This is a genomic window from Litoreibacter halocynthiae, assembly GCF_004365635.1.
GTDB classification, from domain to species: domain Bacteria; phylum Pseudomonadota; class Alphaproteobacteria; order Rhodobacterales; family Rhodobacteraceae; genus Litoreibacter; species Litoreibacter halocynthiae.
In genome coordinates this window covers 498,827-521,503 of the sequence record NZ_SOBH01000002.1, presented here as the reverse complement: position 1 = coordinate 521,503, position 22,677 = coordinate 498,827, and the positions used below count along the sequence as shown (strand labels likewise).

The 22,677-nt window shown below is 60.8% G+C and carries 22 protein-coding genes; 16 read left to right on the top strand and 6 right to left on the bottom strand.

Features of this window, described 5'->3' with window-relative positions; translation table 11 throughout:
• Positions 1-44: 44 nt before the first annotated feature.
• Positions 45-1,514 carry an asparagine synthetase B family protein gene (locus tag BDE40_RS09825; RefSeq protein WP_134014389.1) on the bottom strand — a complete coding sequence of 490 codons (1,470 nt, stop codon included), beginning with the start codon at positions 1,512-1,514 and terminating at the stop codon, positions 45-47.
• Positions 1,515-1,622: 108 nt separating this feature from the next.
• On the opposite strand from BDE40_RS09825, the gene BDE40_RS09820 reads away from it, so the two are divergent.
• The 4 genes from BDE40_RS09820 to BDE40_RS09805 all read left to right on the top strand — a co-directional run bounded on the left by BDE40_RS09820 (position 1,623) and on the right by BDE40_RS09805 (position 5,475).
• Positions 1,623-2,291, top strand: coding sequence for a DUF2161 domain-containing phosphodiesterase (locus BDE40_RS09820; RefSeq protein ID WP_134014388.1), 669 nt, complete (start codon positions 1,623-1,625; stop codon positions 2,289-2,291).
• 148 nt (positions 2,292-2,439) lie between these two features.
• Complete coding sequence (locus BDE40_RS09815; RefSeq protein WP_073142584.1) at positions 2,440-2,727, top strand: co-chaperone GroES; 288 nt, start codon at positions 2,440-2,442, stop codon at positions 2,725-2,727.
• A 68-nt stretch (positions 2,728-2,795) separates the two neighbouring features.
• A complete protein-coding gene (gene groL / locus BDE40_RS09810) occupies positions 2,796-4,439 on the top strand; it encodes a chaperonin GroEL (RefSeq protein WP_134014387.1) in 1,644 nt (547 codons plus the stop codon).
• A gap of 208 nt (positions 4,440-4,647) precedes the next feature.
• Positions 4,648-5,475 carry a DMT family transporter gene (locus BDE40_RS09805; RefSeq protein WP_134014386.1) on the top strand — a complete coding sequence of 276 codons (828 nt, stop codon included), beginning with the start codon at positions 4,648-4,650 and terminating at the stop codon, positions 5,473-5,475.
• On the opposite strand, the gene dprA is transcribed toward BDE40_RS09805, so the two are convergent.
• Entirely contained in the window at positions 5,472-6,599 is a 1,128-nt protein-coding gene (dprA, locus tag BDE40_RS09800) for a DNA-processing protein DprA (protein ID WP_134014385.1), read from the bottom strand. The two genes, BDE40_RS09805 and dprA, sit on opposite strands and share 4 nt — an antisense overlap.
• Before the next feature lie 184 nt (positions 6,600-6,783).
• Positions 6,784-8,214 (bottom strand): metalloprotease TldD, encoded by a 1,431-nt coding sequence (gene tldD / locus BDE40_RS09795; protein ID WP_134014384.1) that lies wholly within the window; start codon positions 8,212-8,214, stop codon positions 6,784-6,786.
• A gap of 161 nt (positions 8,215-8,375) precedes the next feature.
• Between tldD and coxB the strand changes: the two genes are divergently transcribed.
• From coxB to BDE40_RS09740, 11 genes are all read left to right on the top strand, one after another.
• A complete protein-coding gene (coxB, locus tag BDE40_RS09790) occupies positions 8,376-9,260 on the top strand; it encodes a cytochrome c oxidase subunit II (protein WP_134014383.1) in 885 nt (294 codons plus the stop codon).
• Positions 9,261-9,321: 61 nt separating this feature from the next.
• Positions 9,322-10,260, top strand: coding sequence for a heme o synthase (gene cyoE / locus BDE40_RS09785; RefSeq protein ID WP_134014382.1), 939 nt, complete (start codon positions 9,322-9,324; stop codon positions 10,258-10,260).
• Between the two features lie 5 nt (positions 10,261-10,265).
• On the top strand, positions 10,266-10,457 hold the full coding sequence (locus BDE40_RS09780; protein ID WP_073142600.1) for a hypothetical protein: 192 nt from the start codon (positions 10,266-10,268) through the stop codon (positions 10,455-10,457).
• Positions 10,457-11,056 (top strand): cytochrome c oxidase assembly protein, encoded by a 600-nt coding sequence (locus tag BDE40_RS09775; protein ID WP_134014381.1) that lies wholly within the window; start codon positions 10,457-10,459, stop codon positions 11,054-11,056. Before BDE40_RS09780 ends, BDE40_RS09775 begins: the two co-directional genes overlap by 1 nt.
• A 25-nt stretch (positions 11,057-11,081) precedes the next feature.
• Positions 11,082-11,882 carry a cytochrome c oxidase subunit 3 gene (locus tag BDE40_RS09770; RefSeq protein ID WP_134014380.1) on the top strand — a complete coding sequence of 267 codons (801 nt, stop codon included), beginning with the start codon at positions 11,082-11,084 and terminating at the stop codon, positions 11,880-11,882.
• A gap of 71 nt (positions 11,883-11,953) precedes the next feature.
• The gene (locus BDE40_RS09765; RefSeq protein WP_134014379.1) at positions 11,954-12,628 is read left to right on the top strand and encodes an SURF1 family protein; all 675 of its coding nucleotides are present in this window, start codon (positions 11,954-11,956) and stop codon (positions 12,626-12,628) included.
• 11 nt (positions 12,629-12,639) lie between these two features.
• Positions 12,640-14,028, top strand: coding sequence for a threonine synthase (thrC, locus tag BDE40_RS09760; protein WP_134014378.1), 1,389 nt, complete (start codon positions 12,640-12,642; stop codon positions 14,026-14,028).
• On the top strand, positions 14,025-15,284 hold the full coding sequence (locus BDE40_RS09755) for a M16 family metallopeptidase (RefSeq protein WP_134014377.1): 1,260 nt from the start codon (positions 14,025-14,027) through the stop codon (positions 15,282-15,284). The genes thrC and BDE40_RS09755 overlap by 4 nt, the downstream gene beginning before the upstream one ends.
• Positions 15,284-15,868 carry a GNAT family N-acetyltransferase gene (locus BDE40_RS09750; protein ID WP_134014376.1) on the top strand — a complete coding sequence of 195 codons (585 nt, stop codon included), beginning with the start codon at positions 15,284-15,286 and terminating at the stop codon, positions 15,866-15,868. The genes BDE40_RS09755 and BDE40_RS09750 overlap by 1 nt, the downstream gene beginning before the upstream one ends.
• Before the next feature lie 88 nt (positions 15,869-15,956).
• On the top strand, positions 15,957-16,760 hold the full coding sequence (locus BDE40_RS09745) for an MBL fold metallo-hydrolase (RefSeq protein WP_134014375.1): 804 nt from the start codon (positions 15,957-15,959) through the stop codon (positions 16,758-16,760).
• A gap of 37 nt (positions 16,761-16,797) precedes the next feature.
• Positions 16,798-18,210 carry an FAD-binding oxidoreductase gene (locus BDE40_RS09740; protein ID WP_134014374.1) on the top strand — a complete coding sequence of 471 codons (1,413 nt, stop codon included), beginning with the start codon at positions 16,798-16,800 and terminating at the stop codon, positions 18,208-18,210.
• A 98-nt stretch (positions 18,211-18,308) separates the two neighbouring features.
• Here the strand turns inward: BDE40_RS09740 and BDE40_RS09735 are convergent, their stop codons facing one another.
• From BDE40_RS09735 to BDE40_RS09725, 3 genes are all read right to left on the bottom strand, one after another.
• On the bottom strand, positions 18,309-18,848 hold the full coding sequence (locus BDE40_RS09735) for an adenine phosphoribosyltransferase (RefSeq protein WP_134014373.1): 540 nt from the start codon (positions 18,846-18,848) through the stop codon (positions 18,309-18,311).
• Between the two features lie 61 nt (positions 18,849-18,909).
• Positions 18,910-19,737, bottom strand: a complete 828-nt coding sequence (locus tag BDE40_RS09730) for a M15 family metallopeptidase (protein ID WP_134014372.1) — start codon at positions 19,735-19,737, stop codon at positions 18,910-18,912.
• 102 nt (positions 19,738-19,839) lie between these two features.
• Complete coding sequence (locus tag BDE40_RS09725) at positions 19,840-20,712, bottom strand: S-methyl-5'-thioadenosine phosphorylase (RefSeq protein ID WP_134014371.1); 873 nt, start codon at positions 20,710-20,712, stop codon at positions 19,840-19,842.
• Between the two features lie 184 nt (positions 20,713-20,896).
• Here BDE40_RS09725 and BDE40_RS09720 point away from each other — a divergent pair, with 184 nt between their 5' ends.
• Positions 20,897-22,573, top strand: coding sequence for a SulP family inorganic anion transporter (locus BDE40_RS09720; RefSeq protein WP_246030408.1), 1,677 nt, complete (start codon positions 20,897-20,899; stop codon positions 22,571-22,573).
• Positions 22,574-22,677: the final 104 nt, after the last annotated feature.

Below are 22,677 nucleotides of genomic sequence, written 5' to 3'. Positions count from 1 at the left end.
AGGAGCCGCCGCTTGGCTTGTCACGCCAGCTTGGATGCGGCGAATTAGGCGGCGGCGGTGCGCGCGAGCTTCACATCCGGCGTGAAAGGGATTGCGGACAACTCTGGGGCAAGATGGGCCAGCAACGCATCATTGTAGGCGTTGGCCTGACGCTCGGCCACGGGCAGGCGCAGACATCCTTCGATCAGCGCGCGATCGCTGAACGGGTTCATCAGGAAGTTTCGGGTGTAGCCATAAAATTTGGGCTGCCAGCCGGGCAGCAGGCTCTCAACGAAGGCGAAGTCATAGGCCAGCGCTTGTGCGCCTTCTGGCAATGTCGCCTTCCACGCCAGATAGTCGGGCTTGAACGCCGCCACGGTTGTGGCCCCGCCTTCGGGCAGGATCGCCAGCCGTTCGGTGGCATAATCGGCGTCGTGGCCGTCCGGATGGGCCGCGTCGCGGGCCAAGCCGCGTTTCCAGTGGTTGGCTTTCAGCAATTCCATCGCGTTGCCACGCAGCACCACGCCCTTTGGCACCTTGCGCGCCAGACCGTCGAGCACGTCGTTGTTGGCGTCGCCTACATAGCCGCCTGCCAGCCGGTAGGCCATCTTTTGACGCTTGCGGGCAGGGCGGGGCAGCGTGTCCCGGTCCTGCGCGGTGTTAATGTACGAGGCATAGGTTTGGTGGTTTAACGCCAGCGCTTCGGCAAGCTGTTCTGCCACCTCGGCGTCGATCTGGCCCTGCCAGTTCGACACAAACGTGTAGCTTTGAACGATATGCGCCAGATGCGGTTTGGCGGCGGCGGCAAGGTTGCGACTGTCGCGCCCGCCGGTCAGAGGCAGTAAGGTCGGATGACCTTTCGCGACGGCCCCGATGACGTCGCTCAGCCGTTGTCCCATGGCGGCGATGGTCTGCTCTGGCGTGTCGGTGGGATAGGTGGCATCTGCGCGCGGCCAGAAACGTGTCAGGGAGAAGTCGCTCAGGTCCAGCCGGTGGTTCGGCATCAAACCGCGGACAAACGTGTCGCGGGTAAATCCAAGCGCGTAGCTGCCGCGCCCTGCTTGAATCGCGTCTGCGTCAAAGCGGGGGTTGTCGATGATGGGGCGGTTCAAGCACATCAAGGGGGTGGATGCGACCGTGCGTGTGTTCGCGTCATAGACCACGCCCATTGATCCGGTCGGGTCGGCGTAAACTGCGCCCGCCGCGTCAAAGGCGACATAGCGCCCGGCTGCATCGGTGACGAAGGCTTCGAAGGACGCTGTCAGCCTGTAGCCATCGGTGACCAACACGCCCGCGCCATCCACGGCAATCCCAAGGACAATGCCCGCAGCCTTGCCGTTCTGGTCGGTCAGGCGGGCATAGGGAAGCGCGCGGCAATGGTGCAAACGCCAGTCTTCGCACAATTCGGTCACGCGGTAGCCGTCAAGGCTCAACTCTGTGGATTGGCTGAGGGCAAACTGACCCCGAAAAATGCGGGAAAAATCCAGTTTGGCCGCGTCGCAGGCCATATGGGCCGCAAGGGGGGCGCTTAGCATGTCGGGTGGCTCCTGTCGGGGCTCTGATTGTCTGCTCGTGTTTTGCGGATGGTACACCATGGTGCGGGTGCTTGGCAAAACCTTGTTGGCCCGTGTAGCGTCCGGCTCATGACGAAAGAGACTGAACTATACGCGCCGGTGAAATCCTTTCTTGAAGGGCAGGGCTACGAGGTGAAGGGCGAGATCGGCGCGTGCGACGTCGTGGGCGTGCGGGGCGGTGATGATCCGGTGATCGTCGAGCTGAAAACCGCATTTTCGCTGAGCCTGTTTCATCAAGGCGTGGCGCGGCTGGCGATGAGCGATGACGTTTACATCGCGGTGCCGCGCAAAACCGGCAAGCCGTTTCAAAGGGCGTTGAAGGAAAACACCGCGCTGTGCCGCAGGGTCGGGTTGGGGCTTTTAACTGTTCGGTTGTCTGACAAGCTGGTGGAGGTGCATGCCGACCCCGTTCCCTATGCCCCCCGCAAATCAAAGAAGCGCAAGGGTCGGTTGCTGAAGGAATTCGCGCGCCGCGTGGGTGATCCGAACGATGGCGGGGCGACGCGGCACGGGTTGATTACGGCGTATCGGCAGGACGCAATCCGCTGTGCGCGGTTCTTGGCGGTGCATGGCGCGTCCAAGGGGGCGAAGGTGGCCGAATGGGCCGAAGTACCGACCGCCACACGGGTGATGCGCGACAATCATTACGGCTGGTTCGAGAAGGTTTCCAAAGGCGTTTACGACCTGTCGACGCAGGGCAAGAAGGGTCTTGCCGACTTCGGTGATCTTGCCGTCTGAAATTCATGACAATTTCTTGGATGCAGTGGTTGACTCATACCGCTCTGCTCCTTAGCTATCCGTCGTTGGCACTCGCATTGGGTGAGTGCTAACGGCTCCGGTCAAACGGAGCCATGGACGTAACATTGGAGCTAAGGAGCACCAACAGATGGCATTAACACCGCTTCACGACCGCGTTCTTGTAGAACGTGTTGAAGGCGACGAGAAAACCGCAGGTGGTTTGATCATCCCAGAGAGCGCAAAAGAGAAACCTGCTGAGGGCATTATTGTTGCCGTTGGCGAAGGTGCGCGTAAGGACTCGGGCGAGCTGATCCCCATGGCCGTCAAAAAAGGCGACAAAATCCTGTTCGGCAAATGGTCCGGCACGGAAGTCACCGTCGACGGCAAAGAGCTGCTGATGATGAAAGAAAGCGACGTATTGGGCATCCTGTCCTGATTTGGAAGGTGGGTTGCAAACCCGCCCTACGCTTTCGATCCAACTAAAATTTTAAGGAGCACATGAAAATGGCTGCTAAAGACGTCAAATTCGACACCGAAGCCCGGAACAAGATGCTGAAAGGCGTCAACATTCTGGCCAACGCTGTCAAAGTCACGCTGGGCCCGAAAGGCCGCAACGTGGTTCTGGACAAATCCTTCGGCGCACCGCGCATCACCAAAGACGGTGTATCCGTGGCCAAGGAAATCGAACTGGAAGACAAGTTCGAAAACATGGGCGCACAAATGGTCAAAGAAGTGGCCTCGCGTACCAATGACGAAGCTGGTGACGGCACCACAACCGCTACGGTTCTGGCCCAAGCCATCGTGCAAGAAGGTCTGAAATCGGTTGCCGCGGGCATGAACCCGATGGACCTGAAGCGCGGCATCGACATGGCGACTACCAAAGTCGTCGAAGCGATCAAAGCAGCTGCACGCCCTGTCAATGACAGCGACGAAGTTGCTCAGGTCGGGACCATCTCTGCAAACGGCGAAACCGAAATCGGTCGCCAAATCGCTGACGCGATGCAGAAAGTCGGCAACGAGGGTGTTATCACCGTCGAGGAAAACAAAGGCCTGGAAACAGAAACCGATGTTGTCGAGGGCATGCAGTTCGACCGCGGCTACCTGTCGCCATACTTCGTGACCAACCCCGAGAAAATGACAACCGAGCTGGAAGACTGCCTGATCCTGCTGCACGAGAAAAAACTCTCGTCGTTGCAGCCTATGGTTCCGCTGCTCGAAACTGTCATTCAATCCGGCAAGCCCCTGCTGATCATTGCTGAAGATGTCGAGGGCGAAGCCCTTGCAACTCTGGTTGTGAACAAGCTGCGTGGCGGTCTGAAAATTGCTGCTGTCAAAGCACCTGGTTTCGGTGATCGCCGCAAAGCCATGCTGCAAGACATCGCAATCCTGACCGGTGGCCAAGTGATTGCCGAAGACCTCGGCATGAAGCTCGAGTCCGTGACCATGGACATGCTTGGCACCGCCAAGAAGGTTCAGATCACCAAGGACGAGACCACCATCGTCGATGGCGCAGGCCAGAAAGCCGAGATCGAGGCACGCGTGTCCCAGATCCGTCAGCAAATCGAAGAAACCACATCCGACTACGACCGCGAGAAGCTGCAAGAGCGCGTTGCCAAACTGGCAGGCGGTGTTGCTGTTATCCGCGTGGGCGGCATGACTGAAACCGAAGTCAAAGAGCGTAAAGACCGCGTTGACGATGCGTTGAACGCGACCCGTGCGGCCGTGCAAGAAGGTATCGTTGTCGGTGGTGGTGTTGCTCTGGTTCAGGCGTCCAAGACCCTTGAAGGTTTGGAAGGCGTGAACAACGACCAGAACGTCGGGATCAACATCGTTCGCAAAGCGATCGAAGCACCTCTGCGCCAGATCGCCGAGAATGCTGGCGTCGACGGCGCGGTTGTGGCTGGCAAAATCCGCGAGTCCAGCGACCCGACTTTCGGCTTCAACGCTCAAACCGAAGAATATGGCGACATGTTCAAATTCGGCGTGATCGACCCTGCCAAGGTGGTTCGGACTGCTCTGCAAGACGCGGCGTCTATCGCTTCGCTGCTGATCACCACGGAAGCCATGGTTGCCGACAAACCGTCGAAAGACGGCGGCGGTGCCGGCGGCGGCATGCCCGACATGGGCGGCATGGGCGGCATGATGTAAGACCTTTTGCCAAAGGCAAAAGGGCGTATCCGTCAGTGCAAAGGCCTCCCTCGTGGGGGCCTTTGTCACGAGAGGGGAAGGCTTTTCGCTTCGACAAACGTTGCCGAGAACCAAACCGTCTGATGTACCTAGGGCTGCCCTTCATTGGGCGGCCCTTTTTCTTTTTTCGTGAATTCCCATTCCGCACTAATCGGCCTATGCGTCCCGCATGCGTCTTTTCCTTCTCACAGCTCTCACGATGGTGGCGTTTGCCGCCAACTCCGTTCTCAACAAACTGGGCGTGTCTCGGGGCGGGATGGAGCCGTTGGACTTCGCCATGCTTCGTCTGTGGAGTGGGGCCCTGATGTTGCTGCTCCTGATCTGGGTTCGGCGCAAACCTGTCACTGAGACGGGCAGCCTGATCGGCACAGCGTCTTTGCTGGTCTATATGCTCGGCTTCTCGCTGGCCTATGTGACGTTGGAGGCTGGCGTGGGGGCGTTGATTCTGTTCGGTGTCGTTCAAATAACCATGTTCGCCGCCGCAGCGATCAAGGGCGAGCGCATTCCCGCGCTCCGCTACATCGGATGTGGCATCGCGTTTTCCGGCCTCGCCGCGTTGCTTTGGCCCGTCGGCGGTGAAGCTCCGGATGTCTGGGGGGCGATACTGATGGCCGCCGCCGGCGTGGGCTGGGGTGTATACACCTTGGTCGGGCGCAGTGCGGCTGCGCCATTGCTGCGCACGGAGCGCAATTTCAGATACGCGGCGCTGTTCATGGTTGCCATCGCCGTAGTGATCGGTCTGCCGATGGGCACGCCGCTGGGATACATGGCGGCGGTAGTCTCCGGTGCGGTCACATCGGCGTTGGGCTATGCCCTTTGGTACCGCGTATTGCCCCAACTCCCGACCACGATCGCGGCAACCGCGCAACTGACCGTGCCGGTTATCGCCTTGGCAGGGGGTATCGCGTTTCTGGACGAAGCGCTGACACTGCGGTTTGCCCTCGCAAGTGTTTTGGTGCTCGGCGGTGTCGCCTTGGCGCTGCGCCCGACACGCTAGTTCAAGCGGGTGAGCAGGCCGCCCGGCTGACGCTCGATCCTGCCCTCCAGTTCCAGCAGGGTGAGCTGTGGTGACAACGCCCCCGCGTCAATGTTCAGATCGCGCAACAGCTGGTCTTCGGCCACGGGCGTTGGCCCCAACAGGCCAAGGATTTGCGCATGTGCAGCACCATGCGGGTGTGCGGAGGTGCTGGCCAGTCGCAGCGCCGCTTTCGGTGCCTCATGCGTTTGTGGCTGCCCCAAACTTGCCAGCACATCTTGCGGAGAACGGACCAATGTCGCGCCATCGCGGATCAGCAGGTTACATCCGGCAGCGCGGGCATCCAGCGGATGGCCCGGCACGGCCATGACGTCGCGCCCTTGGTCCAGCGCGTTGCGGGCGGTGATCAGGCTGCCGGATTTCGCGGCGGCCTCGACGACGACCACGCCTCGCGCGAGGCCTGAAATGATCCGGTTGCGGCGCGGAAAGTCCCGCGCTTGTGGTTGCAGGCCCAACGGGCGCTCCGACAGGATCAGGCCTTGTTTGGCAATGTCGTCATGCAGTTTGGCATTTTCGCGCGGATACACCACGTCGAGCCCCCCCGCGACGACGGCGATGGTTCCGTGGGGCAGGGCAGCAATATGTGCGGCGGTGTCGATGCCGCGTGCGAGACCTGAACTGATGGCGTAGCCCGCATTGCCCAGATCGTTGGCCAAGCCCTGCGCCATGCGTGTTCCGAGCGAGGACGCGTTGCGCGCACCGACCATCGCAATGCAGGCGCGGTTCGCCAAAGATATGTCGCCCAACGCCCAAAGCAGGGGCGGTGCGTCATCCAGATCCATCAAAGCCTGCGGGTAATCCGGCGCGCCGTGCAGCAAAAGCTTTGCGCCAAGCTGTGCCCCTTGTTCCAACTCACGTTGGGCGGCCTCGGGCGAGCAGGGGGTGTAGCGCGCCACACCTGCGGCAGAGGCGATGCCGGGCAAAGCCTCAAGCGCCGCTTCGGCGCTGCCTTGTTCATCCAGAAGCCGGAAAAAAGTGCTCACGCCAACGCGGTGAGACCTGATCAGACGAAGCCAAGCGGACACATCGCCCTGTAGTCTTGGGGGTGCGAGGGGGGGTGGGGTAGACAGCAGGTCGCTGGCCATTCTTCGCTCCGTCTAATCAGTGAGCCCACTCTGCCGCGTCGGAGTTAAAGGAAAATGAATGCAGATAATAAGATGAGATATTTCCGCTAAGATACTGAATACAATTGTATAAAAATTGCGCCTATCAAGAGCGAGCGCGCAGCCGTCCAGCGGCGCGCTGATTCTCACAGCCGCGGTGTTTCGCTTAGGTCGCGGAACCGCCGACCGTCAGCTTGCCAATTTTCAATGTCGGCTGGCCTACACCCACAGGCACCCATTGGCCCGCCTTGCCGCAGTTCCCCATGCCCGGGTCCAGTGCCATGTCGTTGCCAATAGCTTGGATGTGTTTTAGCGCGGTCGCCCCGTCGCCGATCAGCGTGGCGCCGTTTACCGGCTCCCCGACGACCCCGTTGCGGACTCGGTAGGCTTCGGTGCAGCTGAACACAAACTTGCCGTTGGTGATATCCACCTGACCGCCACCAAAGCCCACCGCGTAAATTCCGTCCTTTAGGTCACGCACAATCGCCTCCGGCTCCGCGTCGCCACCCAGCATATAGGTGTTGGTCATCCGTGGCATCGGCGTGTGGGCATAGCTTTCACGGCGTCCATTGCCCGTTGGTTCCACCCCCATCAAGCGGGCGTTCTGGCGATCCTGCATGTAGCCCACCAGCACGCCGTCTTCGATCAGGGTGTTCTTGGCCGAGGGCGTGCCTTCGTCGTCCACAGTGATCGAGCCGCGCCGATCCGGGATCGTCCCGTCATCCAAAACGGTGACGCCTTTGGCCGCGATTTGCTGCCCCATCAACCCCGCAAAGGCCGAGGTTTTCTTGCGGTTGAAGTCGCCTTCCAGCCCATGCCCGATGGCCTCGTGCAGCAAGATGCCCGGCCAACCCGGCCCAAGCACCACGTCCATCACCCCCGCAGGAGCTGGAACCGCGTCGAGATTGACCAGCGCGATGCGCAAAGCCTCGCGGATCAGGCCCTGCCAATGGGATGGCTCCAACAACCCGTCCAGCATGGTGCGCCCGCCGCCGCCAGCCGTGCCGCTTTCGCGACGCCCGTCTTTCTCAGCGATCACCGAGACATTGATGCGGGTCATCGGGCGGTCATCGGTGACCAAGGTGCCATCGGGCCGCAAAATCGCGACCTCCTGATGGGAGGCGGCCAGTGATGCGGACACCTGCACTACCCGTGGGTCCAGCGCGCGCGCGAAGGCGTCGATTTCGCGCAGGGTGTCGACCTTGGCGGAAAACGCGATGCCTTCCATCGGGTCCATGTCGGAATAGAGCTTGCGGTTGGTGCGCGCAGGCGCAGGGGCCAGCGTGCCGCCGCCTGCGCCCACCGCGAGGCGGGCGGTTTCAGAGGCGCGGATCATCGCGTGTTCCGAAATCTCGGTGGCGTGGGCGTATCCGGCGGTCTCTCCGCGCACTGCGCGTAGCCCGAACCCTTCGGAGGCGTCATAGCTGGCAGTTTTCAGGCGACCGTCGTCAAAGGCGAAAACCTCACCGCGTTTGCGCTCCAGATATAGCTCGCCATCGTCGGCTCCGGCGGTCGCCGAGCGGAGAATCTCTAGCGCGCGGTCTTGGTCCAACATGGTCTCGAACGGGCGAAACGGGGCGGCGTTAGCGGAGGTCATTGGTGATTCCCTTGATTTAGCGCAAAATTGTGTGCGGCATCGTGGCGCTTTGTTGGTGTCGGCGCTTGCCCCTTGCATGGTAATATGGTTTCTCACAGGCCAGACGCAAGCGGGGGAGCCGTGCCCGAAGAGCACGGCCCTGACAACGACGGGAACAACAGATGAGAATTGCAAAACTTTTTGCTGGCTTCGCGGCCCTATTGACCGCCACTGGCGCACATGCGCAAGCCGCACTTGATAACCTGGAAATTATCGGCAAACCAAATGCCGAGACTTCCTTGAGTTTCCAACCTGCGGTGACCGAGCTGGCACGCGACCTGCATTGGCTGGACCAGTTCGTCTTTGTGATCATCACCGTGATCACTTTGTTCGTGACGGCCCTGCTGCTGTGGTGTGCCTATCGCTTCAACGCCAAACGGAACCCGAATGCGGCGACCTTTACGCACCATTCAACGCTCGAAGTGGCCTGGACCATGGTTCCGGTGATCATTCTGGTCATCATCGGCGCGTTCTCGGTGCCTGTTTTGTTCAAGCAACAGCGCATTCCTGAAGGCGACATCGTGATCAAGGCCACCGGCTACCAGTGGTATTGGGGCTACGAATATGTTGACCACGGCTTCGGCTTTGACAGCATCATGATTGGTGCGGGCGAAAACCGCCTGACACCGGATGTCGAGGCCGAGCTGGTCGAAGCGGGCTACAGCAAAGACGAGTTCCTGCTGGCCACTGACACTGCCGTCGTCGTTCCGGTGAACAAAACCATCGTGATGCAGGTCACAGGCGCGGACGTGATTCATTCGTGGACCATTCCGGCCTTTGGTGTGAAGCAAGACGCCGTTCCCGGCCGTCTGGCAGCGCTTTGGTTCAAAGCCGAAAAAGAGGGCATCTATTTCGGTCAGTGCTCCGAGCTGTGCGGCCAAGCCCACGCCTACATGCCGATCACCGTGAAAGTGGTCAGCCAAGAGGTGTATGACGCTTGGCTGGAAGGCGCGATTGAAGAATATGCAGGGACACCCCTGTCCGTGCAGGTTGCTTCCGCTAACTAATAAGGTGCGGCGGGGTGAACCCCGCCCTACCGCTTCCTCTTCTTCTTGGGTGTAACGCCACATGACTGACGCGACACAAAACATCGGGACGACTGCTGGCGAAGGCCAGTTCGGCGACTATTGGGCGTTGCTCAAGCCGCGCGTGATGTCGTTGGTGGTGTTTACCGCCGCCGTTGGTGTGTTCGTGGCCCCCGTCAGCGTTCACCCGTTTATTGCTATGGTGTCGATCCTGTTCATCGCCTTGGGTGGCGGCGCGTCCGGCGCGCTGAACATGTGGTACGACCACGACATCGACACCATCATGAAACGCACCGCCAACCGCCCCGTCCCGTCGGGTAAGGTCGCGCCGGGCGAGGCGCTGACGCTGGGCCTGTGGCTGTCGTTTATCTCAGTCACCATGCTGGGGCTGGCCTCCAACTGGGTCGCCGCTGGCTTGCTGGCCTTCACGATTTTCTTCTACGCCGTCGTTTACACCATGTGGCTCAAGCGCTGGACGCCGCAGAACATTGTGATCGGTGGCGCGGCTGGTGCGTTCCCGCCCATGATAGGCTGGGCGGTCGCGACGGGCGGTGTTTCCGTCGAAAGCGTGCTTTTGTTCTGTCTCGTGTTCATGTGGACCCCGCCCCATTTCTGGGCCTTGGCGCTGTTTATGAACAATGACTACACCAATGCGGGCGTGCCGATGCTGACCGTGACCCACGGCAAGCGCGAGACCCGCAAGCAAATCTTCATCTACGCTGTGCTTCTGGCCCCGCTGGCCATCGGCGCTGCCTTCACCTCCATCGGGGGCTGGATCTACCTGACCGCAGCGATCTATCTGAACGCCAAATTCGTCTGGGGCGCGTGGAAGCTGTGGCAGCGCGAGGAAGCCGACGCCGAGGCCGATATCTATACCGCCGAGAAGGCTTACTTCCGTTTCTCGCTCGTCTATCTATTCGCCAGCTTCTGCGCCCTGCTATTGCAAGCGGTCTGGGTCAAAGCTGGCATGGGGGCTTGGTAGAGGTCATGGCACTCAGAGTAGAACACGAGCTGCACAAGCGCCGCTTCGGCCGCAACCTTGGTGTGGGCCTGTTGCTGGTTGGTTTCGTTGCCATCGTCTTCGGGCTGACCGTGGTGAAGGTGCAAAACACCGGCTTCGTCGAGGGCTATGACCACGTGGCCCGCCCGGCCTTGATCCCTGACGAGGGGAGCAACTGATGGCGCGCAAGCTCGATCCAAAGCAACGCACCATGGCGGTGCTGGTCGGCGTTGTGCTGACCATGGGCGGGCTCGGCTTCGCCTCTGTGCCGCTTTACGATCTGTTCTGCCGTGTCACAGGCTATGGCGGAACGACGGCGCAGGCGGATGCAGGCTCTGACACCATTCTGGAGCGCACCATCAACGTGCGCTTCGACGGGTCTCTGTCGTCCAACATGGCGTGGGAGTTCAAACCTGTGCAGCGGGAAATGACCGTGCGCATCGGCGAGACGGGTCTTGCCTTCTACGAAGCCTACAACCCGACCGACCGCCCGATTGCAGGTCAGGCCAGCTACAACGTCTTTCCGTTCACCGCCGGTGGCTACTTCAACAAGATCGCGTGTTTCTGCTTCACCGAGCAGGTTTTGCAGCCCGGTGAGCGCATCCAGATGCCCGTGACCTTCTTCGTCGATCCAGAAATCGTCGACGATCCTGACGCAAAGTTTGTCGAGGAAATAACCCTCAGCTATACTTTCTACGAAATCGACCTGCCCGAAGACGGGGGCGCGCAAGCGGCCCTGACACCCGAGCAGCCCGCAAAAACAACTGAATATAACTAAGCCCACCACGAGGGAGCCCAACAAAATGGCACATGCCAAGAACCACGACTATCACATCCTGCCGCCGTCGATTAACCCGTTCCTTGGGGCGCTCGCGGCGTTCGTAATGCTCACCGGCGCGGTGATGTGGATGCATGACGGCGGCCCATGGCTGTTCCTGATCGGCTTCGCCACCGTGCTTTACGTGATGTTCAGCTGGTGGTCCGAGATGGTCGACGAAGGCCAACAAGGCGATCACACACCGGTGGTGCGTATCGGCCTGCGCTATGGCTTCATCTTCTTCATCATGTCCGAAGTCATGTTCTTCGTGGCGTGGTTCTGGTCCTTCTTCAAACACGCCATGTACCCGATGGGGCCCCTAAGCCCTGCGGTTGACGGCCAATGGCCGCCTGCGGGCATCGAGACGTTCGACCCTTGGCACCTGCCATTGATCAACACGTTGATCCTGCTCTGCTCCGGTGCGGCCGCGACTTGGGCGCACCATGCGCTGGCCCATGAGAACAACCGCAAAGACCTGAAAAACGGTCTGATCCTGGCGATCGCTCTGGGTGCGTTGTTCACTGTGTTCCAAGCCTATGAATACAGCCACGCAGCCTTCGGCTTCTCCGGCAACATCTATGGTGCCAACTTCTTCATGGCGACAGGCTTCCACGGCTTCCACGTTCTGGTCGGGACGATCTTCCTGCTGGTCTGCCTGATACGCGCTTACAAAGGCCACTTCACGCCAGAGCAGCATGTCGGCTTCGAGGCCGCTGCTTGGTACTGGCACTTCGTGGACGTGGTCTGGCTGTTCCTGTTCGCAGCGGTCTATATCTGGGGCGGCTAAGCTTTCCTGCGATCTACTGAGAAAATCGATAGGCGCGAGGGGAAACCCTCGCGCTTCTTCATTGAGGTAACATGACCAAAAGAATGATCCTGCCTTTGCTGTTCGGCCTGATCGGTTGCGGCATTCTGGTGAGCCTCGGGACATGGCAAGTGAAGCGCCTTGCGTGGAAGGAAGCGACGCTGTCGGAAATCGACGCGCGCATCTCGGCTGAGCCCGTCGCCTTGCCAGTCAGCTTCGACCGCGAGGGAGACCTGTATCTGCCCGTTGAGGCAACAGGCAGCTTCGGCGCAGACCGCATTCGCGTATTGGTCAGCCAAAAGAAAGTCGGCGCTGGTTACCGGATTATCAGCCCGTTCACGACCCAAGGCCGCACGATTATGGTTGATCGTGGTGTCATCCCCATTGCGGATGACTTGCCCGCCACGCCCCAAGGTGAGGTCACGGTGACCGGCAACCTCCACTGGCCCAATGAAGTCGATAGCTACACCCCCGAGCCGGACGAGGCGCGCGACATCTGGTTTGCCCGCGACGTCGACCGCATGGCCGCCAAGCTGGGCACCGAGCCTGTCTTGCTCATCTTGCGCGCTGCAACACCTGCCACCCTCGAAATCACCCCGCTTCCCGTCAGCCGCGCTGGCATCCCCAATGACCACCTGTCTTATGCGATCACATGGTTTTCGCTCGCAGGTATATGGTTTGGGATGACAGTCTTTTTGCTTTGGCGTATCAGGCAGCGGACCGTTTGAAGGAACACCCCATGCGTTATATCTCGACCCGCGGCAAAGCCCCTGTCCTGACATTCGAGCAGGCCATGCTGACCGGCCTTGCCCGCGACGGCGGATTGTACTTGCCAGAGAGCGTCCCGACGCTGGACCATGATGCGATCCGCGCCATGCGCGGCGCGTCCTACGAGGACGTGGCCTTCACGGTCATGCGTCCGTTCATCGGCGATACATTCACTGACGCCGAATTCCGCGAGATTATCGCCAAGGCCTACGAAGGCTTCGGCCACGACGCCCGCGCGCCTTTGGTGCAGCTGGGGTCAAACCACTACCTGCTGGAGCTGTTCCACGGCCCGACCTTGGCGTTCAAAGACTTCGCCATGCAGATGATCGGCCAGATGTTCCAAGCCGCATTGAAGCGCTCTGGTGAGCGGGTGACCATTGTGGGGGCCACCTCCGGCGACACAGGCTCGGCGGCGATCGAGGCGTTCCGCGGTCTGGATGCGGTGGACGTGTTTATCCTGTTCCCGCAAGGTCGCGTCTCGGATGTGCAACGCCGCCAGATGACGACGCCAAGCGAGGACAATGTCCACGCGCTGGCTATCGAAGGCGACTTCGACACCTGTCAGGCTGCCGTCAAGGACATGTTCAACGATTTCGACTTCCGCGACGGGGTGCGCCTTGCGGGGGTCAACTCGATCAACTGGGCGCGGGTGCTGGCGCAGGTGGTATATTACTTCACATCCGCCGTATCGCTGGGCGCGCCGGATCGCGAGGTCAACTTCACTGTGCCAACGGGCAATTTCGGTGACATCTTCGCGGGCTACATCGCCAAGCAAATGGGCCTGCCGATTGGCGAGTTGGTGATCGCGACCAACCAAAACGACATCCTGCATCGCACGCTGGAAACCGGCTCCTACACTACTGACGGCGTAAAGCCGTCGATCAGCCCGTCGATGGACATTCAGGTGTCGTCGAATTTCGAGCGCGCCTTGTTCTATGCCTACGGTCAAGATGGTGCTGCGGTGTCGGACCAGATGGACACGCTGAAAACCAGCGGCGAATTCAAGGTCAGCCAAGGGGCCTACGAGGCGCTGAAGGAAACCTACGCGTCGGGCCGTGTCAGCGAAGAAGAGACCTCCGCCATGATCACCCGCGCCAACGCGACGATGGGCGAGCTGCTTTGCCCGCACTCTGCCGTGGGTGTGAAAGTTGCGATGGACCATCTGGGCGCGACCCCGATGGTCACGCTTGCCACCGCACATCCCGCGAAATTCCCGGCCGCAGTGGAAGCTGCGTCCGGCCACCATCCTGAACTGCCCGACCGCATGTCGGACTTGTTCGAGCGCGAGGAGCGCATGACCGAATTGCCAAATGACATCGAGAAGATCAAAGCCCTGATCCGCGAGCGTATCAACGCATGACGCAACAGCTGACCACCCTGCCGAACGGGTTCCGCATCGTGACCGAGCACATGCCTTCGCTGGAAAGCGCCAGCGTCGGGATCTGGGTCAATGCGGGCGGGCGTCACGAGCGTATCGAGCAAAACGGTATCGCGCATTTCCTTGAGCATATGGCGTTCAAAGGCACCAAGCGGCGCAGCGCGTTGCAAATTGCCGAGGCGATCGAGGACGTGGGCGGGTATATCAACGCCTACACCTCGCGCGAGGTGACGGCTTATTACGCCCGGGTGTTGAAAAACGACGTGCCGCTGGCGATGGATGTGATCGGCGACATCGTGCGCCATCCGGTGTTCGACCCGCGCGAGATCGAGGTCGAACGCGGCGTGATCTTGCAAGAGATCGGCATGTCGCTGGACACGCCCGACGATGTGATTTTCGACTGGCTGCAAGAAGCGGCCTATCCGGAGCAACCCATCGGGCGGACCATTCTGGGGCCGACGGAGCGGGTCTCGAACTTCTCCCGCGCCGACCTGTCAGGGTTCGTGGCGGAGCATTACGGCCCGCAAAACCTGATTCTGTCGGCGGCAGGTGCGGTGGACCACGACGAGATCGTGCGCATGGCCGAGGAAATGTTTGGCGACATGGCGCAAGGCGCCGCATTGACGGCGGAACATGCCAGTTTTGCCGCGGGTGAACGGCGTGAGGTGAAAGCGCTGGAGCAGGCGCATTTCACCTTGGCGCTCGAAGCGCCGGGATATCGTGATGATGATTTCTATACAGCGCAGGTTTTTGCCTCTGCTTTCGGTGGCGGCATGTCCTCGCGCCTGTTTCAGGAAGTGCGTGAAAAGCGGGGGCTTTGTTACTCAATCTACAGCTCTATCGGCAGCTATTCCGACACCGGAATGATGACCGTCTATGCGGGTACGTCCGGCGACGATATCGCCGGATTGGCCGATATCACGGTGGACGAGTTGAAACGCGCCGCGGGGGATATGTCCGAGGCGGAAGTGAACCGCGCGCGTGTGCAGATGAAAGCGGGCATGCTGATGGGGCTGGAAAGCCCGTCGTCGCGGGCCGAGCGTCTGGCGCGGCTGGTCGGCATCTGGGGCCGCGTGCCGCCCTTGTCGGAGACCATCGCCAGGATTGATGCGGTCGATGTCACACAGGTACGCGGTTTTGCGGAAAAACTGGCCGGAGCCGAAGCGGCTATGGCCCTGTATGGTCCGGTGGAAAAAGCCCGCGATCTGGCCCATGTCGCCCGCAGGCTTGCCGCGTGATGTTGGGGCGCAAGCGTAAGGTCCGTATCGAGACGGAACGTATGACGCTGCGCCTGCCTGCGCATGGCGATTACCGCGAATGGGCGGCGCTGCGCTCCTCGTCGATCGAATTCCTGACTCCTTGGGAGCCGTCCTGGGCGTCCGATCATCTGACCCGCAAAAGCTTTACCAACCGCGTCTACTGGGCGCAGCGCTCCGTGAATAACGGCAATGCCATTCCGGTGTTTCTGGAGCGGCGTGAGGACAAGACACTGCTGGGCGCGATCACGCTGGACAACATCCGGCGCGGCCCTGCGCAGGCGGGGACGTTCGGCTATTGGATGGGCCAGCACTATGCGCGCCACGGCTATATGCAGGAAGCCATCCTCGGTCTGGTGCATTATGCGTTTACGACGCTGGATTTGAGCCGCATCGAGGCGGCGTGCTTGCCGGAAAACACCGCGTCGCGCGGGGTGCTGGAGAAATCGGGTTTCAAGTATGAAGGTGTCGCGCAGAGCTATTTGCAGATCAACGGGCGTTGGCGCAATCATGTGTTGTTCGCCAATTTGCGCGGCGACCGTCGGGGCAAAACGGACGTTGGCTAGCAGTTGCCGGCTTGGGATTTTGAATATTTTTGCCAAGATGAAGACCATTTGATTTTGCCCAGAGCAGCGTATGCCCTAGCTTTGGGCTATGCGATGGGTACTTCTCTTTTTGATGATGCCGCTTGCGGCACTGGCTCAGGACCGCAGGCCGAGCCACTGTATTGCCTTGGCCAAAGCGCCGGGGATCGAATATATGCATCGCGCGGCGTTCGGGGAGGCGCTGGACGACTATACAGTTCGGCTCAGCTACATTGCCCATGCCACATTTATTCTGGAGACGTCGGGCGGGCTGACGGCGGCCACTGACTACACCGGATTTTTCGGCGTGCGGGACTTTGTGCCGGATGTCGTCACGATGAACCACGCCCATTCCAGCCATTGGACGCCGAGCCCTGATCCGCGCATCAAATACGTGCTGCGCGGCTGGCAGCAGGAGCATCATCTGGACCTAGGCGAGATGCTGGTGCGCAATGTGTCGACGGATATTCGCGGGCAGTTTTCCGGCGATGTGGAGGAGGATGGTAATTCCATCTTTGTGTTCGAGGTGGCGGGGCTGTGCATCGGGCATCTGGGGCATTTGCATCACGAGCCGGATCTGGCGCAATATGCGGCATTGGGGCGGCTGGATGTGGTGATGGCCCCCGTGGATGGCGGGCTGACGCTGGATTTGCCGACTATGGTGAAGGTGTTGAAACGGCTGAAATCCTCGGTGGTGATCCCGATGCATTGGTGGGCGGATGGCTCTTTGGGGCGGTTCGTGGCCGGCATGTCGGACGCGTTTGCCATCGACCGCCGCCGCGACAGTTCGCTTGAGATATCGCTGCGCACGCTGCCAAAGCGGCCCACTGTGATCACCTTGCGGCCTGCCTATTTGCGGGCCCCGATTGAATGAGCTTTCCCTTGTCGAGAAGCCGCGCAATAAAGACCCCATGCTGAATTCTGTGACTGACGCCCTGCGGGCAGAGCTGACCTCGAAACTTCCCGAAGCCGCGTTTCGCGAGCTGACCGACGCCTACCTGCACGAGCCTCGCGGGCGCTATCACGGGGGCGACGGCTTCCTGATTGCGCCCGATTGCACGCAGGATGTCGCATTGGTGGTGCGGGCCTGTGCTGCGGCAGGGGTCGGAATTATCCCCTATGGTGGTGGGACCGGCCTTGTCGGCGGACAAGTGCTGGAGAGCGGCCCTGTGCCGGTGATCCTGTCACTGGAGCGGATGACCAAAATCCGTGACGTGTTTCCAAACGAGAATGTGCTGGTGGCCGAGGCGGGAACGATCCTTGCATCGGTTCAGGACGCCGCCGAGGCGGTCAACCGCGTGTTTCCGCTGTCGCTGGCCTCCGAAGGATCCGCGCGGATTGGCGGCAACCTGTCCACAAATGCAGGCGGGGTGAATGTGCTGCGCTACGGCAATGCGCGGGATTTATGCGTCGGGCTGGAAGCCGTGCTGCCGGACGGCGCGATCCTGAACGGGCTGTCGCGGCTGAAAAAGAACAACACCGGCTATGACCTGCGTCACCTGATGATCGGGGCGGAAGGGACGCTGGGGGTTATCACCGCAGCATCGCTGAAACTGTTCCCGAAACCCGCAGGCGAGGGGGCCGCGTTAATGGTTGTGCCGGACCCGCAGGCCGCGCTTGATCTGCTGACTTTGGCGGGGGATCTGCTGGGGCACCAGGTCTCGGCCTTCGAGTTGATCAACCATATGGGGCTGGATTTCCTAGGCGAGGTCGGGCCGGATGTCCGCGTGCCTTTCGAGCAAGCACCGGAGTGGATGGTCCTGATTGATGTCGGCTGTGTCGCGGGAGTGGAGCCGTCGCGGGCGCTGGAGCGATTGTTTGAAGCCGGAGCGGAACGGGGTTTGGTGAGTGATGGCGTGATTGCGCAATCCGGCGCGCAGCGGGAGGCGTTCTGGACCATCCGTGAGAGCATTCCGGAGGCGAACCGCCGGATCGGCTCGGTCTCGTCGCATGACACGTCGGTTCCGGTCGGGCGCATCCCCGAATTTATTGAACGTGCGGGCAAGGCGCTGGCGCGGGTCGACGATTTCCGGATCAATTGCTTTGGCCATGTGGGGGACGGCAACCTGCATTACAACGTATTTCCACAAAAGGGGAAGTCGCGGGCGGATCACGACCACCAGCGGGCTGAGGTGAAGCGGATCGTGCATGATCTGGCGGTGGAAATGGGAGGCTCGTTTTCGGCAGAGCACGGGATCGGACGGCTCAAGGTTAATGACCTGAACCGCTATGGCGACCCGACAAAGCTGGCGGCGATGCGGGTGATCAAGGCGGCGTTGGATCCGAACGGTATTATGAACCCCGGCGCGGTGGTGACGGGGTAGGGAGATTAGTGGGGCTCTGCCCCACACGCGGTGAAATTAGTGGGGCTCTGCCCCACACCCCGAGGTATTTTGGAAGCAATGATGGGGGGAGGAGCGGGTTAGTCGCCTTCGAACTCGCACAGCACATGGACATCCTGGCCCATCGCTTCGAGCTTGGCGCGTCCACCCAGATCGGGAAGGTCGATGATGAAACTGCATCCGATGACTTCGGCCCCGAGCTTTTCGATCAGCTTGATGCCAGCCTCGGCGGTACCGCCTGTGGCGAGCAAATCGTCGACCAGAAGCACCTTTTCGCCCGGCTGCAGGCTGTCCTCGTGCAGCTCCATCGTCGCTTCGCCATATTCGAGCTGATAGTTTTGCGCGATGGTCTTGCCGGGTAGTTTGCCCTTCTTGCGGATCGGCACGAAGCCCGTGGATAACTGGTGCGCGATAGCGCCGCCCATGATGAAGCCGCGCGCCTCTAGCCCTGCCACTTTGTCGAACCGGATGCCCGCATAGGGGTGCAGCAACTGGTCTACCGCCATGCGAAACCCGCGGGCGTCCAGAAACAGGGTGGTGACATCGCGGAACATGATCCCCTCATGAGGGAAGTTCGGGATGGTGCGAATATAGTCTTTGACCTGCTTGGTGTTTGGCATGACCGGCTCCGGAGATTGCGTGCATCTCCGGATACCTTAGCGTTGCCGTGGTTAAAAGCCTTTAACCCAAGCGCGCGGCCTGAACATGCATCCAGTCGAAATTCTTGACGCGGCCCAGCGACGTCCAGCCTTGGCGTTCCCAGATTTCCCAGAAGTCGGCGCAGTCGGGGTGGGCGAAGCTGGCGCGGCCACGGCCCCATTTCAGGCGGTTGCGTTCAGGGTCAAAGTCGATGGCGATGCCCCAGCTATGGGTGGACCAGCTGCTGCCGCCGCGCATTTTACGCGGGTTATAATCGCCGCCGAACAGATCGAAGCCGAGGCGTTCGATTTCCTTGAGGCCGTAATGGTCATGCACCCGCTCGACGATCTCGCCCAGACTGTCGGCCACCTTCTTGTGCACCTTGAAGCCAGATCGACGCTGCGACTTGTTCCAGGCGATTTTCAATGGCCACGGGCAGGGGACCGATACCAGTTCGGGGGAGCGTCCACCTGGGATGCCGTGGGGCCCGTAGAAATTCGTCATCTGGGACTGCTTGGGGAACTGGTGCGGGTTGGCCTCGATCGGCTCTACGTCACGCCATGCGTGGACAAAGCCGTTTTGCAGTTTCTCGTCCAGCGCGTCGGCGGCCCATGATGTCTGCGGCCCCCAAAAGCCGTCGACGGTGCCGGCGTCGATGTCGTTGGAATGGCAGTAGAGTTGCAGAAACATGATCGACTGGCGTTTGCCGCTGAGGTCTTTCCAACCTGCGGGCGGGGTGCCGCCGATCTGTGGAATGCCCTTCTTGACGGCGGCATGTGTTTTGGGCCCCCGGTCGCCGTCAATCCGGCCGGAGTAATGCCCCATTTCCTTGAGCTTGGATTGCACAAGCTTGATGGCTGCTGTGTCCATTCTAAATTCCCTCGCTATTGTCTTGATAGGGAGAGTTTACCACAGGTAAGGCAAGCGCAGACGTGAATTGCATGCTGCGCCTGCAAGTGTTTGTTTTTGAATTTAAATCATGCGGCCCGCAACCGCATCCAGCTTGGCCATCACGGTTTTATCACGGGCCTCCGGCGCGGTGAGGATCGCATATTCCAGCGCGCGGTCGCAGCCATGGGGGCAGGGCGCGCGCTCTGATCCTAGCAGCGCGGGCAGCTTGGCAACCATGTCGCGCGCCTTGCTGGCATTGCCCATCAAGGTGGCGATGATCTGCGTTACGTCGACCTCGCCATGGTCGGGGTGCCAGCTGTCGTAGTCGGTGATCATGGCGACGCTTGCGTAGCAAAGCTCGGCTTCTCGGGCGAGCTTGGCCTCGGGCATGTTGGTCATGCCGATCACATCCGCACCCCAGCTGTCGCGGTACATTTTGCTTTCGGCCAAGGTCGAGAATTGCGGGCCTTCCATCGCCAGATAGGTGCCGCCGTTGTGGACATTTATGCCGGTGTCTTTGGCCGCCTCAAGACACGCCGCGCCCAAACGGGGGCAGGTCGGGTGCGCGACCGAGACATGGGCCACGCAGCCTGTGCCGAAGAAGGACTTTTCGCGGGCAAAGGTGCGGTCGATGAACTGGTCCACGATGACGAAATCACCCGGCGCCATTTCCTCGCGGAACGACCCGCAGGCGGAGACGGAGATGACATCGGTCACCCCCAGCCGCTTCAGCGCGTCGATATTAGCGCGGTAGGGAACGGTGGTCGGCGAATGCACATGGCCGCGCCCGTGGCGGGGCAGGAACGCCATACTCACGCCGTTCAACGTGCCGGTGAGGATCGCGTCGGACGGGGTGCCCCACGGGGTCTCGACGGTTTGCCATTCAGCGCCCTCAAGCCCGTCGATCTCGTAGAGGCCGGAGCCGCCGATCACACCGATCATCGTATCTGCCATTTGCTGTCCTTCATTCGTGAATTGCATCAGTTCGGGGCATATTGGCGGAAGGTTAAGCGGATGGAAATGCACCGGACGCCAGATCACGCAACCGTATGCTCAAGTATTCCGTGCATTCCGTGACTGTGTGCGCTAACAGGCCCGCAACTCAAAGACATATGTGACCTGAACAAGAGGCAGCAGCGTGACCAACAAGCTGATGGCGTCCCTCGCCAAAAATCCGATATTGAACGAGTTGAGCCTTGCGCCCTCCGGCCCCATGGGGGCCGCGCGCTGGCGTATCGAAATTTTGTCCGGCCTGACCGTGGCGCTGGCCTTGGTGCCGGAAGCTGTGGCTTTTGCTTTCGTTGCAGGGGTTCACCCGCTGGTGGGGCTCTATGCGGCCTTCATCGTGGGCCTGATCACGGCCTGTATCGGTGGGCGTCCGGGGATGATCTCCGGTGCGACGGGTGCTTTGGCCGTGGTCATGGTCGCTTTGGTTGCTGCGCACGGGGTCGAGTACCTGTTCGCGACCGTGATCCTGATGGGGCTGCTGCAAATCGCGGCGGGCATCTTCAAGCTGGGCAAGTTCATCCGGCTGGTGCCGCATCCGGTGATGCTGGGCTTCGTGAACGGGCTTGCCATCGTTATTTTCCTCGCACAGATGAGCCAGTTTCAGGTGCCCGGCACCGCCACGAGCGGCGGTCATGGTATTGCCAGCGGGCAATGGATGACGGGGTGGCCGCTGGTGATCATGCTGGGGCTAACCGTTCTGACCATGGCAATTATCTGGGCCACGCCCAAGGTGACGTCGCTGATCCCTGCGCCGCTGGCAGGCATCGGTATCGTGGCGCTGCTGGTCATCGGCTTCGGGATCGACGTGCCACGGGTCGGTGATCTGGCGTCTATCAAGGGCGGTCTGCCGCCGTTCCACATCCCGTTCAGCTTTGGCGGCGAGGGCGGCACGGGCCTCTATGGCGACATGTTGGCGCCGTTCAATCTCAAGACCCTGTGGATCATCTTCCCTTATGCCCTGATCCTCGCGGCCATTGGTCTGATCGAAAGCCTGCTGACGCTGAACCTTGTAGGCGAAATGACCAATAAGCGCGGTGGCGCGTCGCAGGAATGTGTGGCTCAAGGCGTGGCAAACACGGTGACCGGATTCTTCGGCGGCATGGGCGGCTGCGCGATGATCGGGCAATCCATGATCAACGTAAAATCCGGCGGCCGCACCCGTGCGGCGGGTATCGCGGCGGCGCTGTTTCTGCTGGCGTTCATTCTGGTGGCCTCGCCGCTGATCGAGCAGATCCCGCTGGCCGCCTTGGTTGGCGTGATGTTCATGGTGGTGATCGGGACATTCGCGTGGAACTCGTTCAACATCATGCGCAAGGTGCCGCGTCTGGATGCGTTCGTGATCGTCTTGGTGACCATCACCACGGTGATGTATGACCTTGCCATTGCGGTGGTTGTGGGCGTCATCGTGTCGGCGCTGGCCTATGCGTGGCAAAACGCCCGCCGCATCCATGCCGAGACCGAAATCATGGAGGACGGTACCAAGGTCTACAAGGTCGAAGGCCCGCTGTTCTTCGGCTCTGCCGAAGGGTTCTCGGAGCTGTTTACGCCCATGGACGACCCCGAAGAGGTCATCATCGACTTCGCCCGCAGCCGCGTGGCCGACCAGTCGGCCTTGCAGGCCATCGAAGCCATCGCTGGCAAATACGAGGCAGAGGGCAAGTCCGTCCACCTCCGCCATCTCAGCCGCGACTGCCACCAGTTGCTGACCAAGGCGGGCCAGCTGATGATCGACAGCGACGACGACCCCGACTACGAGATCGCCGTGAACTACTCGGTCAAAACCGGCGTTATGGCGGGCGGGCATTAGGCACCGTGCGCTTGCGTAGCGAAAGATTAACGGGGGGCGGGTAAAACCTGCCCCTCGACGTCGAACATAGCTCGTGGAATTCAGGGCCTCTGTTATGGGGCAAT

Bases quoted from the DNA above. Each gene is read 5' to 3' on its own strand.
- BDE40_RS09825 (WP_134014389.1), bottom strand. From the start codon at position 1,514: ATGCTAAGCGCCCCCCTTGCGGCCCATATGGCCTGCGACGCGGCCAAA.
- BDE40_RS09820 (WP_134014388.1), top strand. From the start codon at position 1,623: ATGACGAAAGAGACTGAACTATACGCGCCGGTGAAATCCTTTCTTGAA.
- BDE40_RS09815 (WP_073142584.1), top strand. From the start codon at position 2,440: ATGGCATTAACACCGCTTCACGACCGCGTTCTTGTAGAACGTGTTGAA.
- groL (WP_134014387.1), top strand. From the start codon at position 2,796: ATGGCTGCTAAAGACGTCAAATTCGACACCGAAGCCCGGAACAAGATG.
- BDE40_RS09805 (WP_134014386.1), top strand. From the start codon at position 4,648: ATGCGTCTTTTCCTTCTCACAGCTCTCACGATGGTGGCGTTTGCCGCC.
- dprA (WP_134014385.1), bottom strand. From the start codon at position 6,599: ATGGCCAGCGACCTGCTGTCTACCCCACCCCCCCTCGCACCCCCAAGA.
- tldD (WP_134014384.1), bottom strand. From the start codon at position 8,214: ATGACCTCCGCTAACGCCGCCCCGTTTCGCCCGTTCGAGACCATGTTG.
- coxB (WP_134014383.1), top strand. From the start codon at position 8,376: ATGAGAATTGCAAAACTTTTTGCTGGCTTCGCGGCCCTATTGACCGCC.
- cyoE (WP_134014382.1), top strand. From the start codon at position 9,322: ATGACTGACGCGACACAAAACATCGGGACGACTGCTGGCGAAGGCCAG.
- BDE40_RS09780 (WP_073142600.1), top strand. From the start codon at position 10,266: ATGGCACTCAGAGTAGAACACGAGCTGCACAAGCGCCGCTTCGGCCGC.
- BDE40_RS09775 (WP_134014381.1), top strand. From the start codon at position 10,457: ATGGCGCGCAAGCTCGATCCAAAGCAACGCACCATGGCGGTGCTGGTC.
- BDE40_RS09770 (WP_134014380.1), top strand. From the start codon at position 11,082: ATGGCACATGCCAAGAACCACGACTATCACATCCTGCCGCCGTCGATT.
- BDE40_RS09765 (WP_134014379.1), top strand. From the start codon at position 11,954: ATGACCAAAAGAATGATCCTGCCTTTGCTGTTCGGCCTGATCGGTTGC.
- thrC (WP_134014378.1), top strand. From the start codon at position 12,640: ATGCGTTATATCTCGACCCGCGGCAAAGCCCCTGTCCTGACATTCGAG.
- BDE40_RS09755 (WP_134014377.1), top strand. From the start codon at position 14,025: ATGACGCAACAGCTGACCACCCTGCCGAACGGGTTCCGCATCGTGACC.
- BDE40_RS09750 (WP_134014376.1), top strand. From the start codon at position 15,284: ATGTTGGGGCGCAAGCGTAAGGTCCGTATCGAGACGGAACGTATGACG.
- BDE40_RS09745 (WP_134014375.1), top strand. From the start codon at position 15,957: ATGCGATGGGTACTTCTCTTTTTGATGATGCCGCTTGCGGCACTGGCT.
- BDE40_RS09740 (WP_134014374.1), top strand. From the start codon at position 16,798: ATGCTGAATTCTGTGACTGACGCCCTGCGGGCAGAGCTGACCTCGAAA.
- BDE40_RS09735 (WP_134014373.1), bottom strand. From the start codon at position 18,848: ATGCCAAACACCAAGCAGGTCAAAGACTATATTCGCACCATCCCGAAC.
- BDE40_RS09730 (WP_134014372.1), bottom strand. From the start codon at position 19,737: ATGGACACAGCAGCCATCAAGCTTGTGCAATCCAAGCTCAAGGAAATG.
- BDE40_RS09725 (WP_134014371.1), bottom strand. From the start codon at position 20,712: ATGGCAGATACGATGATCGGTGTGATCGGCGGCTCCGGCCTCTACGAG.